We start from the raw sequence: 26,615 nt of genomic DNA, 5'->3' as shown, positions 1-26,615 counted from the left end.
CTTTCACGGTATATCTTATATTTAGTAAATGGTCAGGTTAAAAAATTCATACATATGAATTTCCTTTCATTTTATATAGAGCAAAGAAATAAAAAATGATTAAAATTCTGTTAAAATAGAGTACCACATACATACCACGTTATGTTTTTCAATACAATATCTTAACAGCTTTTATCAGACTGTTTATCGTGTATAAATGTAAGAGGTTAATTTGTTCACTTTTTATGATTCTAATCAATAGTTTACACTTTCTTTTCACACAAAAGAAACACATCGTGGTATCTGGATAGCTTCACGCATAAGACTTCGTCTAGAAAACGTGATCCGGATCTTTAAACAAATCGAAAAGAATAAAATTGTAAAATCTGAGAAAAGGAAAATTTACTATTAAAGAAGAATAAAAGCTCTCTCCTACATTTGATACTATAAACATAGGGGAAAGCCTCTATTTAATTGGATCATTGTGGTTGATTTTCTACAACCCTCAGATTTTCGAGATAAGTATAACATCCTTCAAAATCAAAATATTTTTCTTTTAACAATGCTGTCTGATAGTGAATGGGTAAGTATTTTCCCCATTTTGAAAAATCAATGATTCCCGGCATATTTTCCAATAATTCAATTAACATCTGATCAATATTCTGCTCTTTGTCAATATTTTTTAAGCTTGTTATCAGTTCACTTCCACTATGATCTGCTATTTCAAAAAGACTTTCCTTATCGTGAAGAATAGTATCAATTTTCAACGTATCCAGCATAAAGCGTAAAGTTCTGTTGATTCTTGAGCTGGTAAAAGAATAGAATTTTAGATTGTTATTACTGGTCAGTAAAGGCCTTTCATTTTTAGTATCAATGATCATAAATACAGAGAACTCTTTTCTTAATTCTTCGATTGCCTCACTACCTGTTTCATCCAAAAATTCATACTTTTCTTTTGAAATAACTATTTCCAGCATTTTTTCCCTGATGCGATAAGCTGTATCGGCAGCTTCTCCAAAGAAAGTGGGCCTTTTCCCATCTTTGGCAGGGACTACTTCTATTTTGTTTGTTTTAAAATCAACATCAATGATGCTCCATATTTTTGCAGACAAATAAATATTTTCATTTATTCTTATTTGAGGAGACAGAGGCAGCTCCCCAATTTTAATACCATTACTGGAAACTTTGAAAAAAACCGGAGTTTCAAAAAGGCTGTAAAATTCTCTGCTGTTCACCATCTCCTCTCCTTCTATTCCAATAATCAGCTCCCTTCCCAGCTTTTCTAAAAATTCAATGCTGACAAGATGATTGACAATCTCTTCTATCTCTTCTGTTTTAATAGTTGAGAAAGTAGAATTAGTGATTACTTCCTCCATCAGTTGAGATAAGGAAATTCCCGACGAACCTTTTACAATGGATAAGATCTGATGTACCAAGACATCATAAGGTTTTTTACTTACAGCGATAGGTTCTATATACTGTTCCTGATAAAGGAGCCAGCAGGCCAGAGATTGTAATAAGCTCCAGGGGTCTGTGGCATATAAAAACAGATTACTTGCTCTGCCTTCCCGTCTTCCGCTTCTTCCTACTCTTTGGATAAGAGAGGCAATACTGTGAGTAGCATCAATCTGTACTACTTCATCTACATGACCAATATCAATTCCCAATTCCAGGGTTGAAGTACAAGAGATACAAAAGTTCTGAAGAGTGGAATTTTTAGCAAAAAACTCTACATATTCGCGGACTTCTTTATCCACAGAAGAATGATGCGAAAAATAGTTTTTATGGCCGCCTACTCTTTCTGAGATTTGCTTAAGCTTTACAGCAACTTCTTCTACTCTTCCTCTTGCATTGGGGAATATAAGTACCTTACTTTCCCTTGTTCTTACATAGATATCTTTCAACAAGGATAATGGTAATTCTTCTACAGAAGCGGCAAAGTATCGGAAAACCGTATGTATTGGTTTAGGGGTTATATCCCTGATAATTTTGGTATGATCTGTATCACCAAGAAAATTTTTAAGCTCAATATATTGGTTAGCATCACTTACTGTAGCAGAAAGTCCTATGATACTGAATTTTGTAATATTGATTTTTTGAAGCCGATTCAATAAAGACTGCAAATGAGTTCCCCGATCTGATCCCAGGAATGAGTGAATTTCATCAATAACAATATAATCCAGGGTTGAAAACAAGTGCTTTACGTTGTAAGGTTTATTCACAAACATGGCTTCCAGAGATTCAGGAGTAATGAGAACAATACCCTCCGGATTTTTTAACAATCTGTCTTTAGCACCTTTTGCCGCCTCTCCGTGCCATTTTGTTACCGTTACATCCAGATACTCACAAAGACCTTCCACCCGTACAAACTGATCATTGATCAGTGCAATTAATGGAGAAATATAAAGAACTTTTACTCCCGGTTCCTTAAAATTTACTTTTGACAAAATAGGAAGGAAGGCAGCCTCAGTTTTCCCTGAAGCGGTTCTGGATATTAAAACATAATTGTGATCCGTAGCCATAATTCTTTGAATGGCAGCTTCCTGAATATTTCTCAGGCTTTCCCATTTCTTATCACGGATGTATTTTCTGATAGGCTCAGAAAGCAGGTTGAATGCTGTCATAGTTCCTCAATACTATCTAAAAGGACAAGATCATTCGGTCTTTCGTCTGAGATTTCAATGTCTCCGAAAAGTTTTCCTTTATCCACCTCAGGATTTTGCCTGATGATATTGAGAATATTCAGAAAATCTCTGATCACTTCTCTTGGAGTCAGAAATTCTGCGGCCCCCGGTTTATTGAACATTTCTTCCATAAAAGCAGAAATTTCCTCATCCGTAATATTCAGTTCTGTTTTGTAATTAAAGTCAAAGATCAGCTTTAGTTTTTTAAGCAGTACAAAGATCTCATTATGATTCAAAGGCATCAGTTTGATCACTGGCTGGGCAAAATCGCGGAGCTCAGAGGTTTCGAATTTATTAGCTTCCAGTCTTGATTTTAAAGCCTGATAACTGAAAAGGCCTCTCCTTTCATTTTCCAGAAATTCTTTTGTCCCTGCAAAATTGATGAAGAGATTAGAAACTTTTCCCTGGAAACAGTCATTATAAATCGATAAAATCTTCTCATAATTCTTCTCACGGGAAGCAGAAACCGATATTTTGTAAAGGTTGATCGCTTCATCAAGATTGATCATAAAACCACTATATCCCATGCTTACAAACAGCTTGCAGAAGTTTTTCAGCATATCATAATAATTGGAATCATTGATGATTTCCCTTATTCCAATATCCTGTCTGGCTTCTGTTTTGGTAGTATATTCTCCTTTGAGCCATTTCAGGGCATTTCGGCGCAGCAATTCATCTCCTTTGATATAACCTTCGTAATATTTTACAATAGCAGAACCGAAATCAAACCCGCCTACTTCAGTAATTTCATTGACCGTTTTCATAATAGAATTCTGGATCAGTGCCAAATACTGATCATTTCTGATTTCCAGTAAAGAAATTTGATTTTCTTCTGCCGTTTTCGAAATCACCTGCTCAATCCATTTTTCTAATAATGTCTGTAAAGCTCCACCTTCAGGTTTAGTCTGAATGGCAATATTATCCATAATGGCAGAATATAGGATAACGCTTTTTCCATCATTGGCATAAAGCCTGTTGTCCGGAGTAAAATCGGCATTAGCTACTACAAACTTCTGCTTTAATGCCACTGTATTTAAAAGATGGAGCATGAAAGATTTTCCGCTTCCGAAATCTCCGATCCAGAATTTCACAAGACTCAATCCGTTTTTAACATCTTCCAGGGAACTGATAAAGGCATTCACTTCTTCTGATCTGCCTACAGTAATATGCTGTACACCAATTTTAGGAACTACGCCGCTCACCAGAGAGTTGATAATGGAAGTTGCTTCTTTGGGTTTAATATTGTCAATCATTGTTTAAAAGTTTTTTATAGTAATTGGTGTTAATAATAAAATATTCATCTTCTTCTTCAATCAGAATATCATCTAGGGTCTCATAGCAGCTTTCATTAATAGAATCTATAGTAGACCCCATAAACAGACCTTTGGTTTTGATAAAATCTTCAACATCGGTTTGGAGGATGTTCAAGCTTTGTTTTTCAAAAAAGTCAAGAATTTCCTTTTGAACAGCTGACAAATTCAGTTCATTCAGGTATTTGTTGGCTTGGGCTTCCGAAATCTGCGGTATAATGATGGTAATATCCTGCTCAGTGAAAGTTTCTTCCGTTTTTGCAGCATCCTCTTCCTCTTCATTAAGAATTTGTCCTAAAATCCCAGCTGTTTCAGAGTCCAGGGCCTGAATATTTTTAATCGCCTCAGGATCAATCGTAATTCTTTTTCTTTTAGGAATATACAGCAAATTAGCCTTTTCAATAGCTCTTTCCAGATTTCTGTCAGCAATAAACTCGCTTAGAATTTTTTCAAAATCAGAAAGCTGTTCTTTCGTAGAGAATAAACTTTTTTGAACATTTTTATTCAGCTGTCTCTGATCAAACTTTGGGGAATTCAGATCTTTATCCAAATAATGAATATAAAGCCTTAAAGCACATGTTTTATCATATTCAGCAACAAATTTTGAAGCTTCAAAAAATAAAGCATCCACAGACGGATTTTTAATATTCACCTCACCAAGCCTGAAAATTTCCCTTTCAAAAGCCAATGGATTGGAGTAATCTTCTTTGACCTGATCAAATTTTGTTTTCCACCGGTTCGTATTATTCTCGTTAAGGATAATATTGGTCTTGTAATCTGCATCCAGAATCTGATGCTGATTTTCGATCAGGAAAACTTCCAGCTTTGAAACAATCTTCCTGTTGTACTGATGAAGAATATCCGGATGATTATAACTGAAATCAGTATTGATCTTTCTTTTGATTCCGTATACATCGCGGACATTATTTTCACATAATTTCAGAATATGATTGAATATCTCAGTCTGTACAGATTCATAAGTATAGTTATAATTAAGACTTTCTTTTCTATAATTGTAACGGAGGCATACGATGATTTCCGAAAGCTCATCAATCACTGTTGCATAAGATTTATTGACAGGAATACAGTGTTGATAAAGGTATTCAACAGCTCTTAGAAACTGTTTTAATATCTGAATTTTACAATATTCTATATCATTAAAAACATTACCGGAAAAAGCCATTTTATCCAGCATTGAGATTTGATTCTCATTCAGTGAAAGTTTACGGACATATTTTTTTCCGATCTTTCCTGAGTCAGGATCATAAATAGTAGACTGATAGTCTGGAGGAAAGGAATTGTTTCCAAAATCAATCGGAATTTCCTGGTGTCCGGAAACATCTATAATGGAATCATCAATAGTATTATCATTAAGCATGATGGCATCTTAGTAAAATTGAGTTATGGATTAATTAGTTTTCTTGATTATCAAACCAATTCTCTAATATAGCAATATATTGCCTCAAATTTACCCAAATCCGAAAAATATCCTTTACGGTTTTCCGTAATTAGAACCATTTTTATCCGGCAATATTCCTATAAGTCGAGCTGTCTCTGAAACTCTTCCAGATATTTCGCAATGTGAATTCCATCTGCCAGTCCGTGGTGGGCTTCAATAGAAACCGGCATGTATTTTCTGCCGTCACGGATATTGAATTTACCGAAAGATATTTTGGGAACAGATTCTCCATTATTAAAATCTGTAGGGTGAAGAATCGCAGTGAAAGAATTCCAGGGAATCGTTGTATGTCTGATATGATCTTTCCCTAATCTTTCATTGCTCAATCTAAGACCTGAAGAATTGTGAACTCCTTTTATTTCCTTTTGCAGCTCAACATTAAACGTTTCAAAATCTTCTGAAAAAGGGGTAAATGAAAAACCAAAAGTTCCATCAGGTCTGGCAATGGTACTTCCCGCGTGGACAATATCAAACTGAATAACCTGGCCATCAATGATTCTCAATTTCAATTCATCAACGGTATTAATGGCAACCATAGACTTGTGATAATAATAGGCAAAGAAAGAATATCCGTTTTCTTTAGCTTTTTCGTAAGCGTTTGTACAATCTACTTCGGTAGTAAAGCCAAAATATGGGCTTGCCATTTTAGAGAAAAATTCAAAATGCTCCTTTCTGTTCCATTGCTCCAGGTCTACAATCTTCATTGATTTTAATTTGCTGCAAATTTCTGTATTTTTCCTGATTTGAACTAGTAAACTGGATTAATTTTTCTTTTAAGAGCATGATTATTGCATTCTGTTTTTGCGCTCAGGAAATGTAGTGATACAGAAATTTGATTCTAATAAATCTTTTTTTGTCATTACCTTTTCCAGCACATGAATAATCAATTTATCAAATATGATCTCAGAAGTCTGTCCCATTACACAAATACCTGAAATTCAAGCAATGAAAGAAACCTCTGCCTTAATATTTTTTTATTCTTTACAGAAATTTGGCAGTTTATAAACTACAAACAAGTTTAATTATTTTTCTTAAAAATCAATATTTTTAAATTATTTTTTTCGATAAAGCCTTTTTAAGTTTATATCCTATTTTTAATATACAAATACTATTATTAATTTAGCAACTTTAAAATTTGGTTATAATAATTAAGGATATGAAAAAATTAATTTTATTAGGAGCTGTTTCAGCGTTTTTAATCAATTGTAATAAAAAAGCTGATGCTCCCGCTCCTAAAGCTGATGCTGATACCATTGCAGTAGAAGAACCTGTAGTAGATACTTTAGGACCAAAATCGTTCTGTTATGTAGGAGTAGTCGGGAAAGACAGTGTATTTGCTTCTATTGATGATAACCTGGGAACTATTACGGGAAAATTATCTTATAAAAACAGTGAAAAAGACAGTTCAAAAGGTGATGTAACAGGTTTCAAATCAGGAGATACCTTAAAGCTTACCTACGAATTCACCTCTGAAGGGCAAAAAAGCAAAAGAGATATTTATTTCCTACAGAAAGACAATACTTTAACGGAAGGTATTGGAGATCATAAAGAAGAAGGTGGCCAGTCAAAATATGCCAGCGAAAATAAGATCAGCTACAAAGAGGGTCCAAAACTAACCGCAGCTGACTGTAAAGTAGTTAACAAAGCTGTAAAATAAGGAAACTCTATTGAAATCACATAAAAATGCTGTTCTCAACATCTGAGAACAGCATTTTTTATTGCAGCTATTGTTTCTTTTGGAAAACAATTAATTTTTTAAAGTCTCCATATAGATCCACAAATAAGCTGATGTGGTCATAAGTTTTAAAACAAAAATTTACAGCTTCTCATTAATGATGTCAATGAATCTGTTTACAGCATCATCACTCGTACTCCAGGAAGTAATCAGACGAATGGCGGAAAATTCTTCATTTACTTTTTTCCAGACATAAAATTCAAAGCTTTCTGATAAAACCTGAATAAGATCGTTACTTACAATCGGGAAAATCTGATTGGTATAAGTATCAGAAAGAAACTTAACCCCTTTTTCCTGTAATGTATTTTTTATTTTCATTGCCTGTTGGTTGGCATTTCTGGCCAGATCAAAATACAGATCGTTCTTCATCAGTTCCAGAAACTGAATTCCCAAAACCCTTCCTTTTGCCAGCAATGCTCCTTTTTGCTTAATATTAAACGCAAAATCCTCCTGAAGAGAGGGATTGTTAATGACAATAGCCTCTCCTATCAAAGCTCCGTTTTTCGTTCCTCCCAGATAGAAAATATCTGTCAATTCTGCTACTTTTTCCAGAGTAAGATCACTGATTTCAGCAGTTAATCCATGCCCCAGCCTTGCTCCATCCATAAACAGATACAGTTTGTTTTGTTTACAGAACTGGGAGAGTTCTTCAAGTTCTTGGGCCAGATAAATCGTTCCCAGCTCTGTAGAATTGGATATATAAACCATTTTCGGCATCACCTGATGCGGAGCATTTTTATGGCTTTCCAACACCGGAACAATGTCTGATGGTCTTAGCTTCCCATCTTCTGTTTCAATACTTAAAACTTTATGGCCAGTGGCTTCAATTGCTCCGGTTTCATTATTCAAAATATGGCCGGTAGAGGCTGAAACAGCACATTGATAAGGTTTTAAAACAGAAGAAATTACAATTAAGTTCGCCTGTGTTCCTCCGGAAACAAAGTAAATTTCAGAATCTGTCTTATTAATTTTTGTTTTAATTAGTTCTTTGGCCTGCAAAGAATATTCATCTTCTCCATACCCTGCCTGCTGGTTGAGATTATATTGTAAAAGTGCTTGTAAAATATTCGGGTGGCATCCCTCGGAATAATCGTTTTTAAATGAAAATTTCATGGAGTAAAATTAAAAAAAGTTAAAAGAACAAGAGTGATCTTTTCATATTATTTTGTTAGATTTGTATTGAAAATCATCTAACATTTTGAAAACAACCCTAACGGAAGAAAATTACCTGAAAGCTTTGTTTCATTTAGTTGACAATGAAGGAAAGGTGACCATTAACGAGCTCAGTAAATTTTTAAATGTAAAAATGCCGAGCGTTAACAATATGATGAAGAAATTTGCAGAAAAAAATGGGTCATTTACGAGACTTATAAACCATTGATTGTTACTGCAAACGGAAAACGTGAAGCAGCCCTGGTAGTCCGCAAGCATCGGCTTACCGAAATGTTTCTGGTTAAAAAAATGAATTTCGGATGGGAAAACGTTCATGAAATTGCAGAGCAGCTGGAACACGTGCATTCTCAAATCTTCTTTGATAAAATGGACGAAATTCTGGATTATCCTAAATTTGATCCGCATGGAGAACCAATCCCTGATAAAGATGGAAATATTATTGCCCAGGATCTTCAGAAATTAAGCAGCTGTGAAGAAGGGGAAACCGTTGTATTTGCCTCTGTTACCCTCTCAGATGATGCTTTCCTAACGTATTTGAATGATAGAAAACTTCTTCTTAATACTAAAGTGAAAATTATTAAAATTGAAAGCTTTGATAAATCGATGACGCTGAAGATTGATGGAAACAAAGAAATTCTCAGTAAAAAAGCCACTGAAAAAATATTGGTAAAGAAATAATTACAATATATAAACTGCTTCAAAAATGAAGCAGTTTTTTATGCCATAAATCCTGGAATAAAATTATTGAACGTAGAGATAAAAGATTTGCACCTTATAAAAGCTATGTTTGATAAAAATTGCATCCCTTACGCTCTTCAACAATAAACATAGAGAGACTAGCTTTATAATTCTCCTTGATCACAACTGTTAAAAAACGGTTAAACTTCCTCTCCTAAAAAACTTCAAAGATAAATTTTACTAGGTTTGCACAATATTCCATTGAGATCTATCTTTCTCATAAGTACCAAAATTTTAACTATTACCTTTAAAAATTATGAAAAAAAGCATTCAGTTTTTTATTGTTTCAATGCTGTTGAGCCCTTTTGCAAATGCACAGGTAAAAGATTTTGTAATCGAACCACCGATTAAAAATAATTTACATATCTATAAAACATTTGGAGTATTCGGAGGGAGAGAATATTCTGCAAATTCAGTATATCTGGTTACTAAAAAAGGTGTTGTCCTATTTGATGTTCCATGGGAAAAAGTACAATACCAAAGCCTGATGGACACTATCAAAAAACGTCACAACTTACCTGTTATTGCTGTATTTGCTACACACTCTCATGATGACCGTGCCGGAGATCTGAGCTTTTTTAATAATAAAGGAATTAAAACTTACGCTACCTCAAAGACAAATGAGTTTTTAAAAAAAGATGGAAAAGCAACCTCTTCTGAAATCATTAAAACCGGAAAGCCTTACCATATTGGTGGCGAGGAGTTTGTAGTGGATTTCCTTGGCGAAGGACATACTGCTGATAATGTTGTGGTATGGTTCCCAAAATACAATGTTCTGGATGGCGGCTGCCTTGTAAAAAGTAATTCAGCTACTGATTTAGGATATATTAAAGAAGCCAACCTAGAAGAATGGCCAAAGACGATGAATAAACTGAAAGCAAAATATTCAAAGGCAACATTGATTCTTCCAGGACATGATGAATGGAAAGGAGGTGGACATGTAGAACACACATTAGAGCTTTTGAATAAAAAATAAAAACGATCTGAATAAAAAATACCTGGCTTCTGCCAGGTATTTTTTATGGTATTATTTTGTTGAAAGATATTTAATGGCTTCATCCATTGCCCTGTCTACAAATGTTTTAGGGTTGCTTGTCATTTGTGCAACTTCAGTATCCGAAGGAGGGGTTACATAAATATCAGGTTTCACACCAACTCCTTCAATGACTTCATTATTGAGGTTTTTAGTCGCCATCAATGGCATATAAAACTCTAAAATCCCACCAGCGATGGCATCCCGGGTACCCCCGTTAAAATCATCTGATCCTCCCAAGCCTGCAGTAGCCCCCCGCACTGTAATCTCCTATTGAGATAACATGAGATCCCTGGCTTTTGAGCATCAATGTAGACATTTCCGACATGCTCGCACTTCCTTTATCCGTTAAAACAACAACCGGAATATTCCCGGGAATTCCAAACATATGTGACTGTGCCTGTACCGGAACCCATGGAGTATAATTAAATTGTCCGTTCCCTTCTTTCGTTCTCTGATAGAATGCAACAGTATTTTTAGTAATAAACCGATCCGTGAAAAAACGAGCATCAACAATGGCTCCTCCACCGTTGCCTCTTAAATCAATAATCACTTTTTTAATATCACCATTGTGCAAAGGATTCAGGAATTTTTTGTAAAAAGGAGCATTTGCCAATATTTTATTTGCTGCACTCTGGAACTGGCTCAAATTATATCCATATTTTACATGATTATCCATCTGCTGGATAAACCATTGGATATACGGAAGCGTTTCACTGCTTAACACTGATGTATAGGTAGCTGCACTACTATATTTTACGAGATTATTAGATTTAGTAAGTAATTGCTGAGTTAAATCTAAAAACGAATCTGATAAGACTTCTGTACTTTTAAACGCTCCAATCTGGCTGTTGAAAGATTTCATTTCAGGTGAATTCGGAAATGAATTCCATTGGTTTAATATATTTATAGTGAAATTTTTAACTTCATTTCTCTTGTTAATATCACTAATTGCATTGAGCTGCGTGCTGCTTTCAATAGCAGCAGGTGTAAGAACAAGCGAATTTCCAGGATCCGGACTTAAATATTTATCGACAAGAGTAATTTTAAAATTTGTAGATAAGGAGAAACTTTTGAAGCTGAAATAGTAAATGCCCGGATTAGACTTTAGATTACCCGCTAACAAAAAATTATTACTCAACACAGCTCCATCCTGAAGTCTGTCCTTCATATATCCATATTTTGCATCAAACGGATAAATATTGGCTCTCGCTTCGTTCATCCCTCCGTAAAATGTATACGTATTGGTAATACCGGAATTTGAAAAGGGTACTTTTACTTTAACATAAAAATGTCTATCAATAATTGGATTTACGATTTCTGTAAAATATACTCTTGCTTTTTCAGCATCCGCCTGCAATTCTGCATCGCTTACACCCATTCCATTATAGGATTTTAAAGCGGCAAATTTCGGATAATATTCTTTATAGATAGCGTTCCAATCCATCCCGTCTTTTCCTTTCTGTTCATAAAAATAATTATACCGCTGATCCATTACCGTCCAGAATACTTTAAAAAGATCAGCATAGGATTTTATATCATTGCTTGTATATCTTGTTGGCTCTGTGATGGAAGAATCATTGTCCTGCATACAGGAATTGAATGTCATAGATGCTGAAAGCAGTGCTAACCCTAAATAGATGATATTTTTTTTCATTTTATATATTTTAATTGATAGAAAACTTTTTATTTAAACTTATAGGAAACACCTAAAGAAATCATATAAGATCGGATCGTTGATTTACGATCTTTATCATCATTTGCCATATTGATATCCGAAAGCCCATACTGGTAATTATAGGATGCATATACATCAAACTTCTTCAAAGAATACCCTAACTGGGCTTGGCCTACCAACCCATATCCCCATCGGTTAAGCTGGTTTTCATTCTTTTTAAAATCATATGTATCCGATACTTCTGTATAATTGAAAGTTCCGTTTTCCTGTAATTCATTAAATACCGGATAGCGTCCCTTTCTTCCCATACGAAGCCAGTAATCCGTATACATTCCTCCTGCAACTTTGATCCACACGCCGGTAGTTTCATGTGGATTATTCAAGATATAGCCCCCGACCATTAAAGGAAGGGTTAAAAAATTGTTATTATAGTCTGTATACCATCCGTCTCGATTTCCTGTTCTCTCAAACTTATAATTCTTTTGCTGGAAAGAAACTCCCGTAGAAACAAAAAGTGATTTCCAGATCATATATTCTCCAGACAGGTTGACCCCGAAACCATACCGCCCCGTGTACCTTGAATCAATAAGATTTGAAAGATCTGAATTTAGAGTACCATAAGTGTATCCTGCATCCAAACTTACCTTGATTTTATTTTGTCCCATCACTACTGTTCCGGCAGAAAAAAGACAAAGACAAAAGATTTTAGACAATTTTTTTTCCATAGATATTTTTTTGAGTTATTTCATTAATAGCAATCTTATAGTGCCAATTGTTGATGATTTGATAAATAAACCTTGTGATAAATAATATATTACCACAAAACTATAGTATAAATAAAAAACACTGTTAAAAACAACCTACTACACACATACTCAACTAAAACAACATATTAATTATCAATCAATTACAACATACCCCTTATCATCTAAGCTTCCTAAACATGACATTCAAAAAAACCTGATGTAGGATATATGATGTAGGGAAAACAATATAATATACAGAGACCCGGAAGCTTATTTAGGATGGAGATGCTAAAATTTCTATGGTAATTTTACTCTGATAAGCGGTCAATAAAAAATCCCGAATGATTGTTCATTCGGGATTTGTGTTTTATAAGGATTTGAATTAGTCTAATACGCTCCAACCTCTCTTTGGATTGGTATTCGTAGTAACTTCCTGTTCATTAACAATGATATTTTCTTTTCTTTGACCAATATAATCCAGTTCGCTCAGTTTAGAGAAAATAGTTTCCAAACTTCTCAGCATCTGCTGAATGTACAATAATGGCTCACCGCAATTATGATGATCGTAATTTGTTTCAGCTACGATAGACAATTGATTCAATAAAGTATGAGGAGCAATCTCGCTCCACTCTAAGCTATAGTTCAGCATTTCTTCCAATTCCGCAGGAACCAGAAGTTGTGTTGAATTGTATAAATGAAGGGCTAATCTTGCAAAAGACTCAATTAAAAATACTGGTGGTTGGTAAGGGGTAACATTTCTGAATTGGAAATACATATCTCCAAAAGTAGTTACCATAGTATTACAAACAAACTTAACGTTCTGTGCTAAGGCTGTGTTCTGATTCTTGTGAGATGCTTTCTGAATGATTTTAAAAGCATATTGTTGAAGATTCCCAATTGATTTTGCAAAACTACTGTAATACTCTACCAAAGCCGGGTGACTCTGAACAGAGGTACAAGGTGGAATAAAATTAGAATCTACCTGCGCAATATTAGCTTTCAAATCCACTTTCCCGATAATCAGATAATTTCCTCCAGAGTAGCTGCTGTTTAAAGAAGTTACAGGAAGTAATTCAATGTGGTGATTAGGCTGTGCATTCGGGTGGCGTGGCGGAATTTCTTCCGGATCAATATCTCCAAAAGGAACTTTATCAAACGGATTTACAGAAATCAAAATATAATATTCACCATCGGCCTGCTCCTCGTTCATTGACTTTGCCAATGATTTCACACTGATTCTTCTGTCACTTAATTCGATACGGTATCCTGCCAAAGTAACAGCACTGCATCTTTTGATCACCAACTGTACATCATTGGTAGCTGTATTGTGAACATCAAAAATAGTACGGTCTGTATACTCAGTAGAAATAGGCAAAAGCCCATAGTTATATGGAGTAATCCCAAGTGAATTGGAATCTCTGATGGTATCAATTAAGAAATTATCCTGATCATTAAGGTGTCTCTGGGAAACCTTCATCCCATCCACCCAATTGATTGCAAAATGTTTAATAGGCTGTATCATGTTTACTACTTTTTAATTTTTTGTGTTATGATTTTCTTGCGACTCCCTCCTCTTCATGCTGAATGACTCTCTTACAAATAACCACTTCATTTTCAGAAATGCTGTTGGTGGTGATGTCCTGGTCGAAATCTATATATTTTCTAAAACTGAAAAACGATTTTTTAGTATAAAAGATCCAGTAATAAGGTTCTCTTACTTCATCTGAAAGGTGAATGATGGATCCTGGATTTTTGTGGTTGTAATCATCTACCACTCTGTAAAACCAATCTCCAAAAGTAATTCCTGTAGGAAGGGTTTTTGCCTTAATTCTGAATCGGTTGGAGTCTTCAAGGTTTTTGCTTAATTCAACATTTAAAACCATCAAACGGTCAAAATCTGCCCCTTCAAAATCAGGAAGCTTTTGTTCCGGAGAATATCTCCATGTTTTATAAATATCAAAAGGAATGCTGATAAACTGAATATAGCAATAGTAAAATACCATTGGAACGACAAAGATCAACATACTTGTAGCCGCCATCACTGCATATCCTGTCCCTTTACTCATCCAGTTGAATAACAGGGTAAACAAATACCCTCCTAATACAATACACGTCAATGAAAGGATAGATTCAAACAAAATACTCATTGCCAGAGAATCAATATGCTTTTTGAAATATTTGTGTAATAAGTTAACATGAATAATCCCAAAAATAAGGTAAACAACCTGTGCAATGAGATACCAGTATGGGTTAAAAAGATTTCCGGCAAATCCAAAAAAGCCTGGAAGAGCCAGACATAAACTGCACAGAAGAACGTATACAATAATTACTTTAATTTTGATCGCAGGCTTATTTCTCCTGATAATACCCAGGATAAACATCATGATTATTGCAATTAAAGGCATTAAAATATACCTTAAAAAAATACCTTTTACTGAAGAGATTTCCATTTGTTTCTTTTCGAATTTATACTTTGTTGGTAGTTGTAAATATATATAAAATAATTTAGAGGAATGTAGAGTATCCAAGGCGGCTGGCATTTCTTTCATCATCCTCAAGACTGAACGAGTATTCCAGTTTTTCTGTAACAAAATTCTCCTCTATGTCTACTGTAACAGGGAGAAAATAATCATAAAGCGTCTGAAGTACTTTTCTGAACGGACTTCCCGGAATGTATTTTTTCATTTCTTCATAAGGAATCGGGCCAATATTCACCACCCAGTTACGCTGCCCGTCCATATGTCTCCCACTCGGAATATAGGTTACCCCCAATCTGGAGTTCCCCAACAGCATTGAATCATCATTTTTTTCAATTTCATCAATAACATTAGGAGAAAAGCTTACCTTAACCGGAACCTGAAGAAAAGCAGTCATACATCTTTCAAACCATCTTTTATCTCCGCGGATCTGGTGGAAAAACGGAAGAATATGCATAAATATATAAGCACTCTGCTTATCCAGCATATCGATTAACGGCCAAAGCTCACTTACCGTATCCAGCAACGCATCTGTATTGCTTGTAATATCAAATTCAGACTCTTTCAGAAGAGCACTGATCTCTGTGAAGAAGACCTCCAATTCAAAAGGACGGAAAAATTTTCGCGCATCATCCTCTACTCTTTTCTGTTTTCTGATCTCTCTTACAACAGTATCTACATTTTTTCTGGAAGCTCCGAGAGAAGGTGGGTGAAATAACCCTTCCGGAAGGTAATCGTAAATACCCTCTCTATAACTTTCTATCGTAAAAACTTCTTCATCAAAACCTAGATAACTGCTTGAAATGCTTTTAATATCCTTCAGATAGGCACGGTCATTCACTCCGACTCTTTCAATAAATATATTGCTTACTGTCCGGTGATATTTTAAAAGATTAACAGCTACAGCCTCTGCCTTAAAGTCGGTCTGCAGCTTATTATAGTTCATATCTACAATATTGTTCTCATGCATAGTGTTTCCTGTGATTATGACTTGTAAAGATAATATATCTCATAAGTTTGAAAAAATATTTTGCCAATAATTTTATTCTAAAAATACTAATTTATTGACATTAAAAGGAATAATTTTCATTAAATTCCGTAAAAATACGGTGGTAAGAGAATTTGTTTAAACTTTATACTTTAAATTTAAAGTCTCATTATCAGCAAGTTATCATTTTTTATTCCAAATTTAAGGTTCAAGCTTTAAGGATTCAATATAAATAAGTTCGTCAGTATAAATTGATGATAAAACTAAACAATTGTACTTCTAAAATTGAACCTTCAATCTGTATCCTTATTATATATATGAATAAAAAACCTATGCTTTGCGCTCCTTACCCCCATCCGCAAACCTAGTATAATTCCTTATTTTATTCAGATTAAATTTTATTAACACCATCCTTATGGAATAAATTCATGAGAATGTATGCTGATTCGGAAAGGGAGCGTATCTTTGCAGATTGAAAATTGTTATTTAAAATGAAAAGTATTTATTCTAAAATTCTGATTTTAGCATTCATTTCCTCTTCACTTTATTCTTATGCGTGGGGATTGACGGGGCACAGAGTAATTGCAGATATTGCAGAAAATCACCTTTCCAGAAAGGCAAGAAGAGAGATCAAGAAAATAATGGGCAAGGAACGTCTTGCATACTGGGCTAACTGGCCGGATTTCATCAAATCTGATACCACAGGGGTTTGGAAGCAGGCTTCATCATGGCATTATGTAAATATTGATCCTCAAACTGATTTTAAAGCTTTTGATCAAAACTTAAAAATGCAGGCAGGACCAAGTCTTTACACTCAGGTAAATACATTATCCAGTCAGATCAAAGATGAAAAAACATCAGCAAAGGATAGAAAAATTGCTTTGATTTTCCTTATTCATATCATGGGAGACCTTGCTCAGCCATTACATGTAGGAAGAGCTGATGATTTAGGAGGAAACAAAATCAATGTTACCTATTTTGGAGATAAAACTAATTTACACTCTGTTTGGGATGGGAAATTAGTAGATTCTCAAAAATACAGCTATACGGAATATTCTAAACTTTTAGATATTAAATCTAAGGAAGAAGTAGCACAGATTCAATCCGGGACTTTGGAAGACTGGTTATATGATTCTCATAAAATTGCCAACAAAATCTACGCACAGACTCCTGACGGTTCAAAATTATCTTATGATTACCAATATAAATTCAACGATACACTTGAAAGACAATTATTGTACGGAGGATTAAGATTGGCTAAAGTATTGAATGAGCTATTTTAGTGAAAAATAAAATTCTTATAAACAAAAAAACGGGACAAATGTCCCGTTTTTTTTGTTTAAAGTTTGATGTTGTATGAATGTTGTACTATTTTAAACCACCCCGTCAAAAATTCTTTGAATTTTTGCCATCCCTCCAGACGATGGGAATGGTGGAAGACATTCTATATAAAATTGCATTAAGGGAAAATTTTCGTTCTTTTTATCCTAGATCATCTTGTTTTCTTTCTATTTTTTAACTTCTGAATGCCTGTTTCAGGATCACCTATCCCCATTCAATTAAAATATTTAATAAAAAAGTAAAACTTGTGTAACCTTTTTATATTTCCATACGTATATTATATAGTAACTCTTTTTTGAGGATAAAATAAATGAGACAATTAAAAATCACTAAGCAGGTTACCAACAGGGAAACTGCTTCATTAGACAAGTATTTGCAGGAAATTGGTAAAGTGGAACTAATTACTGCGGACGAAGAAGTAGAATTGGCACAAAGAATACGTGCTGGCGATAGAGCCGCATTGGAAAAATTAATCAAAGCCAACCTTCGTTTCGTAGTTTCTGTATCCAAGCAATACCAAAACCAAGGTCTTTCCTTACCCGATTTGATCAATGAGGGTAACTTAGGATTAATGAAGGCGGCAAAAAGGTACGATGAAACTAGAGGTTTCAAATTTATCTCTTATGCAGTATGGTGGATCCGTCAATCAATTTTACAGGCGCTGGCTGAGCAATCAAGAATTGTAAGACTTCCGTTGAACAAAATTGGTTCCATCAATAAAATTAATAAGGCATACGCCCACCTTGAGCAGGAAAATGAAAGACCGCCTTCTCCGGAAGAATTGGCTGAAGTTCTTGACATGAGTGAGGAGGATATCAAAGAATCTATGAAAAACTCCGGTAGACACTTGTCTATGGATGCACCTCTAGTAGAAGGTGAAGATTCTAATCTTTATGATGTATTACGTTCAGGAGAATCACCAAGTCCTGATAAAGACTTAATGCTTGAATCTCTTCAGATTGAAATCGAAAGAGCATTAAATACTTTGACTCCAAGGGAGGCTGATTTAGTAAGATTATACTTTGGACTGAACGGAAAGCACCCAATGACTTTAGAAGAAATTGGTGAGACTTTCGATCTTACAAGAGAGAGAGTTCGTCAGATCAAAGAAAAAGCAATTAAGAGACTAAAACACAATACCAGAAGTAAGATCCTTAAATCTTATTTAGGTAAATAATTTTAGCACTGACAATTTTATAAGCGGAGCCTGTTTTCAGACTCCGTTTTTTTATTTTTGTAAGTATGGATACAGATTTGTCTTATTTTTTTGCCACAGCAGTTTTATCTTTTATTCTCATCAGTGCAGGTATTGCTTTGTATCTGAAACAGAGACAGAATCTCTTTTTCCGTTATATAAATAAAAGAAAACATACGTTCATTAAAAATGTTGATATCACCTTTGTCAACCCAACTACTGTTGATGTTAATCTTACCTATAAAACAGCCAACATTATTTTTTTAGAAAATGAAATTTTTATCATCCCCTTCAACAGACCCATTCTTCACTTAAATAGTAACCCGGAAATTATATTGCCAGGCACCCAAAAACACCAAATTCTGTCTAAATCCATATCCGATAATCTCATGAAAATAAAAGTAAATGATGTTACAGGAAGTATGACAGTGATCTTAAATTTAAAAAATAAAAATGTAGAATTACCGAGTATTGATAAGAATTTGTAACAATTTCTAAAAAGCCTATCAACTAATATAAATACACCTCCAAATCAAAAAATATCATTATTAAATACCATCACAATGAAAAAAATACTTTTCGCTACCATATTGGCTTTATCTGTACTTTCCTGTAGAGAAAGTCAGCCTCAAAATCCTCCCATTTTAGAAAATGCTGTTGATAATGCAGAGTCTTCTGTTTCATCCATTGTAAAGAGTGATTACTCACGCGGTGGAAACTTAGTGAACAACATTTATGATGAGCTTCTAAAAAATGACAAAACACTTCAGGATCTTGACAAAAGAATAGCAGATATCAGCAATAAAACTAATATCGTACTTAATGAATATACCAATATCATTGATAAATCAGAAAATTATTATAGGGATGCCAAAAACCTGTCCGGTTCAATCACAGATTCTATTGCAAAAAGAGAAATAGAAAATGAGATTCAAAATAGTGCAGATAAGTATAGTTTAAAAAATCAAACCATAAAAGATCTAATTAAAAAGATCAGAACAAACCAAAGTGCTCTCTATGAACAATACACCATATTCAAAATCAGAAAAACGCTTCCTGAAATTGAAAAGTATCAAAATGCCCACCCTTTAAAAACAGATAGTCTGGATCGGTTTATCAACAAACAGAATAAGTTGATTGAAGAATTAAAAAAATTAAAATAAAAACACCTCATGAATTATACTACACAATGGCTTACAGATAAAACCCGTATTAAAGAATTGGTAGACTTTTTTATCACTCATAAAACAGATTCTTACATTTCTCATGGTGAAATGATGTCTGGCAGAGCGATAGATTCCCATCATTGGAATCCGGACCTTGATGTTATTTTAACGGAGCAGCTTCTTACCGATTTCAATTCTGATGGGAGTTCTAAGCTGAATATTTTAATTGCAGAAAATGAAAACGCAGAAATTGTAGGGATGATGGTTTTCAATGTTATTAACAGTCCTTTTAAAAAGTATGCAATTCTGGAAGATATGCTTTTGGATCAGTCGGTAAGAGGACAGTCTCTTGGAAGTAAACTGCTTGAAAAAGCCATTCAGGAGTCTAAAAGCTGGAATATCAGCTTCATTCTGCTGGAAAGCGGCGTGAATAATCATGGGGCTCATCAGTTTTTTAACAGATATGGTTTTAAAAAAGTATCTGAAAGCTATATTTTAACTTTATAAAATTTAGTCTGGTTGGAAATATGCGAAGACACCAATAATCCGGAATCCGAATCTATAAAAATATTTTTAAGGTGCTAGGATTTTATCTTTGATAAAATTGAACTTCGCTTATCAAAATTGCTACTAAAAATCATTGATTTTCTTGTACCTTAAACATTATCCAACGAAACTATGAAACCCTTTTCAAAAACGAAAATACCGCAGCTTGAGAAAAAATATTATTCCTGTAATGTTGCTATTCATAGTTTCAGAAAATCAGAAGAAAAAAAGTAGATTATATTGTCAATACCAGCCGTACCATCGGAAAAATTTCTCAATGGGAACACGGGAATTCTCTGCGTAATTTCATGATGAGTCTCATTCCGGAAAGCACTAATCAAAAGATGGCAAAAAAAATCATTGAATTGGAAATATAAAACATAACCTCCACATTTTCAACCAAACAGAAATACAATTATCATTTATCTATGAAAATAAATGACTAAATTAACCTTATCAAAAATCAAAAAAATATGAAAAAAATCTTTTATGTACTCCTCCTGCTAATAGGATTCCAGAGCCTTCAGGCACAGGAGGCTCAATTACTGGATAGAAAATTGTTTTTCGGGAACCCCGAAATCACTGGCGGCCAGCTAAGTCCGGATGGAAAATGGATCTCCTTCCTAAAAGAATATGGCGGAATCATGAATATCTGGGTAAAAAAATTCGATGAACCTTTTGAAAAAGCGCATCCATTAACTGATAGCAAACGACCGTTAAATGGCTATTTCTGGTCAGAAGATGGAAAATATCTTCTGTATGTAAAGGATAAAAACGGGGATGAGAATATTAATATTTTCGCTGTAGACCCAATGGCTAAAGCAACCAATGGAGTTCCTGAATCGAGAAACTTAACACCACTTAATGAAGTAGCAGCCCAAATCTATATGGTCAGCAGAAAAAATCCTGATTTGTTAATGATTGGATTGAATAACCGCGATAAAGCATGGCATGATCTATACTCATTAAAGATCTCTACCGGTGAACTGAAAAAGAATTCGAAAATAAAGACCGTATTACAGGATATGATTTCGACTGGGATGAAAAGCTTAGGATTTTAAACAGAACAGATGATAAAGGAACAACTCAGTTTCTATATAAAGATGGAGAAAAGCTGGTCCCAATCTATGAAACATTAGTCACTGAGGAAGCTTATATTCCGAACTGGAACGAAGATAATTCAAAGTTTTATCTTGTGACGAATAAAGGTGATCTGGATAAATCTACATTATTCCTGATGGACCCAAAAACTAAGCAAACGACTAAAATAGAAAACGACCCTAAAGGAAAAGTAGATTTTGGAGGCTTATCAGCAGACAGGAATACCAGAAAAATTATTTTCACCTCTTACACCGGTGATAAAACTGAATACTACTGGAAAGATAAAGCTTGGGAAGCTAATTATAAATTCCTACAAAGCAAATTCCCGGGTAAGCAAGTTAATTTTTCAAGCTCTACAAAAGATTATTCTAAATTTTTAATCTCAGTCTGGGGTGACAACTCTGTTTCTGAGTCTTATTTTTTTGATACTAAAACAAAAGAATTAATTTTCCAGTATACTCCGAGACCTGAACTGAAAAAAGTTGAAAATAATCTCGCCTCTATGACTCCAATCAGCTACAAAAGTAGTGACGGGCTTGAAATTCCAGCTTATCTTACTTTACCTGTAGGATCTTCAGGTAAGAATTCACCTTTAGTAGTACTGGTTCATGGAGGGCCAAAAGGACCAAGAGATTATTGGGGCTATAATTCAATCGTTCAGTTTCTGGCGAACAGAGGATATGCGGTATTGCAGCCTAACTTCAGAGCTAGTGGCGGATATGGTAAAAAGTTTCAGAATGCAGGTGATCTTCAGTGGGGAAAATTGATGCAGGATGATATTACCTGGGGCGTAAAATACCTGATTGATAAAGGCATTGCTGATAAAAATAAAGTAGTGATTATGGGAGGAAGTTATGGTGGATATGCTACTCTTGCCGGATTAGCATTCACTCCTGATGTATATGCTGCAGGAGTGGACATTGTAGGACCCAGCAACCTTTTCACCCTGTTGGACTCTGTTCCTGCTTACTGGGAATCTGCACGCGCCTCTCTTTATGGTATGGTAGGTGATCCAAAAACTGAAGAAGGTAAAAAATTAATGCGTGAAGCAAGTCCATTATTCAGTGTCAATAAAATTAATAAACCTTTACTGATTATCCAGGGAGCTAATGATCCAAGGGTAAAACAGGCTGAAGCAGATCAGATTGTGATTGCCCTTCGCGATAAAGGTAAAAAAGTAAATTATATTTTAGCGGATGATGAAGGACACGGATTCAGAAAACCTGTCAACAGCATGGCTATGTACGCCGAAACCGAAAAGTTCCTTTCCGAAGTTATCGGAGGAAGATACCAGAAAGATATGCCTGAAGATGTGGCAAAACGCTTGAGAGAAATGACGGTTGATATTACAAAAGTTACTTATACTCCAACAGAAAAAGCCCAGGAAGCTAAACCTAAAAAATAAACGATATAAAATTCAAAACAAAAACCATCTCACTGCTGAGATGGTTTTTGTTTTCTACCCATAGATTTTATGTCTTTATCCTTCTACCTGTCTTGTTTATGGATGGAGTCTATCCAATTAACAACTTCTTTCATTTTTTCATCAGACAGCTTTGCATCATGATGAAGATAGAGGTATGAAGAAAGTGGCATTTTTCCTTGCTTTATCTGATTCTCGACAGCTTCTAGTTTATTGGATTGTTTCCTTTGGCTGTAAAGTCCCCATTCGCTAAAGTTGAGTTCCTTTTTTCCTTCTTTAATATGCTTTTCAATAAAATAGCTGAATGGCTGAATGTATGCATAAGCGGGATAATTCGTTCCATTACTATGGCAATCGTAGCATGAAGTTCTCAAAATAGATTGTACTTTTTTAGGGATCTGATACACTTTTGACATGTCTGATGAGGGAACCTGCCCATAATCAATATTACGAGCAGGCTGAATCACCTGAATGATTAAAAAAATAAGGATAGACCCAAAAAATACTCTTTTAATGAAGAGACTCATCTGTCTATAAAACCTTTTTTACAGATCCACAGTTGAGCATTTTTGTCCCTTCATAAGGGTTCACAATTTCTTTTGTCTCACTAATCCAGGTTCCTCCTTTTCCATTATTGTACATAGGGCAGAAATCCTGATATAATTTTAAACCACCGGTTCCTACTTCTTCAATCAAATCTGTAATATCATTACTCAGAGAGAGTAAATGTTCTCTTTGATGTCCTATATCATCAGAGTTCTCCCCAATATGTTCCGCATTTTCTGAAGCACTTTCCAGAATAACACGTAATTCTGAGTTGTTTTTTACACTAATCTTACTGATGTCTATTTTCTTTAGTATAGAAAACAGGCTTTTAGCAGCATCAGATGCTTTTTGAGAATCATCCTGAGTTAGAGCATTTTTTAAAGGCAGATATCCTTTAATCACTTGCTGTATCGGAAAAGCTGAAAGTTCAACAGTTTCTTTTTTATTTTCTTCCGGACTTTCTTTTACTTCCTGGTTTTGATGTAAAGCTACGACAGAATCGATTTTGTCTGCACTTTTAATTTCCGGCTCTGCTGCTTTATTTTCAGATCCTTTATTTTCGGGTTTAGTACATGAATATAGTACAGCACCTACTAACAATACGGTTATTATATTTTTCATTGTTTCTTACTAATTTTATTAAATGTGATTAAAAATTAATAGGTTAAGGTAACACCGGCCCCCCAGCCCATTTCATTATCATAATTTCCGGAAATAGATAGATATTTCTGAACGATATATCTTATTCCTGTTGAAAACTCTCCATCAGAATTGACACTGAAGTTTCCTCTTAATCTTCTGGAAAGTGGAATATCTTCTCTGCTCAACTCCAGCAATACTTTACCGTTCTGATCTACACTGGCATCAGCTGTAATCAACATGGGTAATACATACTGCATTCCGACCATGAAAGAATATCTGCTTTTTGAAGCTTTCTGTTGTCCAAACCAGGTTTTCTTCCCATGAAAATCCATTCCCATATCTTCCGCCATCTGACGCTCCATAATCTCATGATTTTTTTGTACTCTGAACCCTGCATAAGGCAGTGCCCATTGGAATTTCCCTAAGAATCTTCCCACTTTTGCACTTCCTTCAAAGTGATCAAAGTTCCAATTGGTATGAAACTCATTCAAGTTCGCCCATCTTGGTCCAAACATCGTCATGGTTTCGGCATGAATCTTATTGCTTGCCACATCCAGCATAGCCATAGAGCTTACCATTTTATTGTCTTTCAGGAAGTTTTTCCATGCCAGCTTTCTATTGGGAAGCTGTGGATTCGGTTTTGAATTTTCATAACTGAAGATTCTTCCCATCCCGGCCATCATGTGATACAGGATATGACAGTGGAAAAACCAGTCTCCATCCTGATTGGCTGCAAATTCAATAGTAACAGTCTCCATTGGCATGATGTCTACCACGTTTTTCAATGGTGAATACTCTCCTTTTGAATTGATCAATCTGAAATCATGCCCGTGAAGGTGCATTGGGTGGCGCATCATGGAGTTATTATACAGTTTGATTCTTAAGATCTCCCCTTTTTTAATCAGAATTTTATCTGTTTCTGTAACTGTTTTATTATCCAGTGTCCACAGATAATGGTTCATATTTCCTTCCAGCGTAAACTTCATATTACGAACGCTGTCTGTTGGAAGAATGGTCTTTTCAGGAGACTTTAGAATATTATAAGACAATCTCTTGATTGTTTTTTCTTCTTTCATATCCATTCCGCCATGTTGAGAATGATCTTCTTTCTCTTTCGTTTTTAACCCCATCATCTCGTTGATGTGTTTCGCCGTCGTTTTTCTCTGATTTTCAGGAATTTCCGGATACATCACTTCATTCATATCCATCATTTGATTTCCCATCGTCATGGTCATCGGCTTCATATTTCCGCTCATTTCCATCATCCCGTTCATCATTTTCATTCCTTCAAAAAGCATTAGTCTTGGTAAATTAGGAGCCTCAACTTTCTCACCTGATCCCAGCCAAAGCGAAGCATGTCCAATTCTGTCTTCTGAAGTGGCTCTAAACTCAAAGCTCTTATTCTCCGGAATGGTCACTTCAATATCATAGGTTTCAGAAACTCCAACAATCAATCGGTCTACTTCTACAGGAACTACATCATTTCCGTCATTCCCTACGACTTTTATTTTTCCACCGCCATAATTCAGCCAGAAATAAGTAGATGAACCGCCGTTGGCGACTCTTAGTCTTACTTTATCCCCCGGTTTCAGGTTAGAATAATTGGAACTTGGAACACCATTGATTAAAAACTTATCGTAATAGACGTCACTTACATCCATGGCTTCCATTCTTTTCCATTCATTCAGGGCTTTAGTCCCGAAATTTCCGGATTTAATGGCTTCCCAATAACTCTGCACTGCATTTTTCTTTACGGCATACCAATCTGTATTGGCCATATGAAGTCTGCGGGCAATCTGCATGGGATCATCATCACTCCAATCCCCTAATAATACAGGGATTTCAGCATTATATTCTGTTTTGGGTTCGCCTTCCCTCTTTTTAAAAACCAAAATCCCGTTCATTCCTATCTGTTCCTGTAATGCTTCATGGGAATGGTACCAATAGGTTCCGTTTTGGGAGATTTTGAACTTATACAAATGAGTCTCCCCTGGTTTTACAGGCTTTGTGGTAAGATAAGGAACTCCATCATGTTCATTAGGAAGAATCACCCCATGCCAGTGAAGTCCTGTATTCTCTTTCAGCATATTATGCAGATAAATTTCAGCCGTATCTCCTTCTGTAAAGTACAAGGTTGGAGCCTGAAGTTTACCATTGATTGCTAGAGCTCTTCTGTTTTTTCCAGTAAAATTGACAATGGTATCTTTTACATACAGATCATAACGAACTGTTTTTCCGCCAAAAGTAAGTTTTCCGTTTTCAGAATTTCTTTTTAAAACAGATTTTTCTCCTTTTGGATTTTCAACAACAGCATGTTTATGATTTTCTTTTTCCACAAGCTCCATTCCACATTTAGGGCATTTTCCTGCCTTCTCTGAAATTACTTCAGGATGCATAGGGCAAGTATAAATAGTTTGAGCCTCAGATTTTGTTTTTGTTTCTGCTTTAGGTACAGATTGTACTGCTGGTTTTACTACAACCTCTTTCTTTACCAATGTCATTTTACATTTCGGGCAGTCTCCAGGGTTTGAAGAGACTACTTCAGAATGCATAGGACAGGTATAGTATGTTTTTGTTGTTTGTGCGAAGGTAAAAACAGAGAACAAAAGCACCAGAAACATTATTAGCTTTTTCATAATATTCCGAACTTTTAGA

Annotated in this window: 21 protein-coding genes and 2 pseudogenes; 10 read left to right on the top strand and 13 right to left on the bottom strand. The window is 35.0% G+C overall.

Annotated features, from left to right (window positions below):
- Nucleotides 1-458: 458 nt before the first annotated feature.
- From H5J24_RS09385 to H5J24_RS09370, 4 genes are all read right to left on the bottom strand, one after another.
- The gene (locus H5J24_RS09385; RefSeq protein ID WP_068943406.1) at nucleotides 459-2,603 is read right to left on the bottom strand and encodes a DEAD/DEAH box helicase; all 2,145 of its coding nucleotides are present in this window, start codon (nucleotides 2,601-2,603) and stop codon (nucleotides 459-461) included.
- On the bottom strand, nucleotides 2,600-3,916 hold the full coding sequence (locus H5J24_RS09380; protein WP_068943407.1) for an ATP-binding protein: 1,317 nt from the start codon (nucleotides 3,914-3,916) through the stop codon (nucleotides 2,600-2,602). Before H5J24_RS09380 ends, H5J24_RS09385 begins: the two co-directional genes overlap by 4 nt.
- Nucleotides 3,909-5,351, bottom strand: coding sequence for a tellurite resistance TerB C-terminal domain-containing protein (locus H5J24_RS09375; RefSeq protein ID WP_068943408.1), 1,443 nt, complete (start codon nucleotides 5,349-5,351; stop codon nucleotides 3,909-3,911). The genes H5J24_RS09380 and H5J24_RS09375 overlap by 8 nt, the downstream gene beginning before the upstream one ends.
- A gap of 158 nt (nucleotides 5,352-5,509) precedes the next feature.
- Complete coding sequence (locus H5J24_RS09370) at nucleotides 5,510-6,136, bottom strand: chloramphenicol acetyltransferase (protein WP_068943409.1); 627 nt, start codon at nucleotides 6,134-6,136, stop codon at nucleotides 5,510-5,512.
- 452 nt (nucleotides 6,137-6,588) lie between these two features.
- On the opposite strand from H5J24_RS09370, the gene H5J24_RS09365 reads away from it, so the two are divergent.
- A complete protein-coding gene (locus H5J24_RS09365; protein WP_068943410.1) occupies nucleotides 6,589-7,089 on the top strand; it encodes a hypothetical protein in 501 nt (166 codons plus the stop codon).
- A 159-nt stretch (nucleotides 7,090-7,248) separates the two neighbouring features.
- On the opposite strand, the gene H5J24_RS09360 is transcribed toward H5J24_RS09365, so the two are convergent.
- Nucleotides 7,249-8,280 (bottom strand): threonine aldolase family protein, encoded by a 1,032-nt coding sequence (locus tag H5J24_RS09360; protein WP_232816247.1) that lies wholly within the window; start codon nucleotides 8,278-8,280, stop codon nucleotides 7,249-7,251.
- 85 nt (nucleotides 8,281-8,365) lie between these two features.
- Between H5J24_RS09360 and H5J24_RS09355 the strand changes: the two are divergent.
- A pseudogene (locus tag H5J24_RS09355) lies at nucleotides 8,366-9,018 on the top strand (metal-dependent transcriptional regulator).
- A 316-nt stretch (nucleotides 9,019-9,334) separates the two neighbouring features.
- Nucleotides 9,335-10,054 carry an IND family subclass B1 metallo-beta-lactamase gene (gene blaIND / locus H5J24_RS09350; RefSeq protein WP_068943413.1) on the top strand — a complete coding sequence of 240 codons (720 nt, stop codon included), beginning with the start codon at nucleotides 9,335-9,337 and terminating at the stop codon, nucleotides 10,052-10,054.
- A 51-nt stretch (nucleotides 10,055-10,105) separates the two neighbouring features.
- Here blaIND and H5J24_RS09345 read toward each other — a convergent pair.
- The 5 genes and pseudogenes from H5J24_RS09345 to H5J24_RS09325 all read right to left on the bottom strand — a co-directional run bounded on the left by H5J24_RS09345 (nucleotide 10,106) and on the right by H5J24_RS09325 (nucleotide 15,982).
- Nucleotides 10,106-11,768 (bottom strand): annotated as a pseudogene (locus H5J24_RS09345) (S41 family peptidase).
- Between the two features lie 29 nt (nucleotides 11,769-11,797).
- Nucleotides 11,798-12,514 carry an outer membrane beta-barrel protein gene (locus H5J24_RS09340; protein ID WP_068943415.1) on the bottom strand — a complete coding sequence of 239 codons (717 nt, stop codon included), beginning with the start codon at nucleotides 12,512-12,514 and terminating at the stop codon, nucleotides 11,798-11,800.
- Nucleotides 12,515-12,917: 403 nt separating this feature from the next.
- Nucleotides 12,918-14,057, bottom strand: coding sequence for a hypothetical protein (locus H5J24_RS09335; RefSeq protein ID WP_068943416.1), 1,140 nt, complete (start codon nucleotides 14,055-14,057; stop codon nucleotides 12,918-12,920).
- A gap of 25 nt (nucleotides 14,058-14,082) precedes the next feature.
- Nucleotides 14,083-14,985 carry a TssN family type VI secretion system protein gene (locus tag H5J24_RS09330; RefSeq protein ID WP_068943417.1) on the bottom strand — a complete coding sequence of 301 codons (903 nt, stop codon included), beginning with the start codon at nucleotides 14,983-14,985 and terminating at the stop codon, nucleotides 14,083-14,085.
- 55 nt (nucleotides 14,986-15,040) lie between these two features.
- Nucleotides 15,041-15,982, bottom strand: coding sequence for a type VI secretion system baseplate subunit TssG (locus tag H5J24_RS09325; RefSeq protein ID WP_068943418.1), 942 nt, complete (start codon nucleotides 15,980-15,982; stop codon nucleotides 15,041-15,043).
- 509 nt (nucleotides 15,983-16,491) lie between these two features.
- On the opposite strand from H5J24_RS09325, the gene H5J24_RS09320 reads away from it, so the two are divergent.
- The 7 genes from H5J24_RS09320 (at nucleotide 16,492) to H5J24_RS09290 (ending at nucleotide 22,754) form a co-directional block, all read left to right on the top strand.
- On the top strand, nucleotides 16,492-17,283 hold the full coding sequence (locus H5J24_RS09320) for a S1/P1 nuclease (RefSeq protein ID WP_068943419.1): 792 nt from the start codon (nucleotides 16,492-16,494) through the stop codon (nucleotides 17,281-17,283).
- A 368-nt stretch (nucleotides 17,284-17,651) separates the two neighbouring features.
- Nucleotides 17,652-18,518 carry a sigma-70 family RNA polymerase sigma factor gene (locus H5J24_RS09315; RefSeq protein ID WP_002979276.1) on the top strand — a complete coding sequence of 289 codons (867 nt, stop codon included), beginning with the start codon at nucleotides 17,652-17,654 and terminating at the stop codon, nucleotides 18,516-18,518.
- A 65-nt stretch (nucleotides 18,519-18,583) separates the two neighbouring features.
- Nucleotides 18,584-19,024: a hypothetical protein gene (locus tag H5J24_RS09310; RefSeq protein ID WP_068943420.1), complete on the top strand. Its 441-nt coding sequence runs from the start codon at nucleotides 18,584-18,586 to the stop codon at nucleotides 19,022-19,024.
- A gap of 75 nt (nucleotides 19,025-19,099) precedes the next feature.
- Nucleotides 19,100-19,699, top strand: coding sequence for a hypothetical protein (locus tag H5J24_RS09305; RefSeq protein WP_068943421.1), 600 nt, complete (start codon nucleotides 19,100-19,102; stop codon nucleotides 19,697-19,699).
- Nucleotides 19,700-19,708: 9 nt separating this feature from the next.
- Nucleotides 19,709-20,209 (top strand): GNAT family N-acetyltransferase, encoded by a 501-nt coding sequence (locus H5J24_RS09300; RefSeq protein WP_068943422.1) that lies wholly within the window; start codon nucleotides 19,709-19,711, stop codon nucleotides 20,207-20,209.
- A gap of 512 nt (nucleotides 20,210-20,721) precedes the next feature.
- Nucleotides 20,722-21,309 carry a TolB family protein gene (locus tag H5J24_RS09295; RefSeq protein ID WP_232816245.1) on the top strand — a complete coding sequence of 196 codons (588 nt, stop codon included), beginning with the start codon at nucleotides 20,722-20,724 and terminating at the stop codon, nucleotides 21,307-21,309.
- Between the two features lie 134 nt (nucleotides 21,310-21,443).
- Nucleotides 21,444-22,754 carry an alpha/beta hydrolase family protein gene (locus H5J24_RS09290; RefSeq protein WP_232816244.1) on the top strand — a complete coding sequence of 437 codons (1,311 nt, stop codon included), beginning with the start codon at nucleotides 21,444-21,446 and terminating at the stop codon, nucleotides 22,752-22,754.
- Nucleotides 22,755-22,837: 83 nt separating this feature from the next.
- On the opposite strand, the gene H5J24_RS09285 is transcribed toward H5J24_RS09290, so the two are convergent.
- The 3 genes from H5J24_RS09285 to H5J24_RS09275 are packed head-to-tail and all read right to left on the bottom strand — an operon-like array spanning nucleotide 22,838 to nucleotide 26,596.
- Complete coding sequence (locus tag H5J24_RS09285; RefSeq protein ID WP_068943424.1) at nucleotides 22,838-23,299, bottom strand: heme-binding domain-containing protein; 462 nt, start codon at nucleotides 23,297-23,299, stop codon at nucleotides 22,838-22,840.
- Nucleotides 23,300-23,303: 4 nt separating this feature from the next.
- On the bottom strand, nucleotides 23,304-23,939 hold the full coding sequence (locus H5J24_RS09280; protein WP_068943425.1) for a DUF3347 domain-containing protein: 636 nt from the start codon (nucleotides 23,937-23,939) through the stop codon (nucleotides 23,304-23,306).
- Between the two features lie 35 nt (nucleotides 23,940-23,974).
- A complete protein-coding gene (locus H5J24_RS09275; protein ID WP_167387001.1) occupies nucleotides 23,975-26,596 on the bottom strand; it encodes a multicopper oxidase domain-containing protein in 2,622 nt (873 codons plus the stop codon).
- Nucleotides 26,597-26,615 lie beyond the last annotated feature (19 nt).

The organism is Chryseobacterium capnotolerans (assembly GCF_021278965.1).
GTDB classification, from domain to species: Bacteria; Bacteroidota; Bacteroidia; order Flavobacteriales; family Weeksellaceae; genus Chryseobacterium; species Chryseobacterium capnotolerans.
The sequence above is the reverse complement of the archived record's forward strand: the minus strand, read 5'-3'. Positions and strand labels throughout refer to the sequence as shown.